We start from the raw sequence: 524 nt of genomic DNA on the forward strand, positions 1-524 counted from the left end.
GGGATGGCCACGCTGTCGGCGACGTTGCCGGCGGCGGAGGCGGTCGGGGTGTTCGCGGTGCTCGATCAGCACGCCCGCGGCTGCGGCAGCGCCGATGAGCGGCCGATGGCGGCCCGGCGGGCGGATGCGTTGGTGGATCTGGTGCTGCGCGAGACCGGATTCTGCAGCACCGCCGGCCAGCAGGCCGCCACCACCCGGGCGGCCACCAGCCCCGTGCCCACTGCGCAGACCGGTCCAGCGGCCGACATCGCCGCGTCCGCCCGCCCTCCAGTCCATCGGTCGACTGACGGCACCCTCGTGACCGGCGCGGAAACCGCCCCCTCAGGCGCCCGCTCAGGGAGGCAGCCGACCAGCGCCACGATCGACCCGGATCCCACCGGATCCCCCACCGACAGCCCTCCCGCAGGGGCCGAACCACCCGGACCGAGGTCCGGCCGGCTGCCCGGAGTCGCACCCCAGGCCGGGGTCCCCACCGTCACCAACACGGTGTCGATCCAGATCCGGGTCACCGTCCCCCTCGACAC

1 protein-coding gene is annotated in these 524 nt (G+C 75.2%); it reads left to right on the forward strand.

Features of this window, described 5'->3' with window-relative positions; all coding sequences use genetic code 11:
- Positions 1–524 (forward strand): DUF222 domain-containing protein (locus tag AC5L35_RS37365; RefSeq protein ID WP_495064483.1); only part of this gene is annotated, 524 nt, incomplete at both ends.

The organism is Pseudonocardia sp. OZ21 (assembly GCF_059359135.1).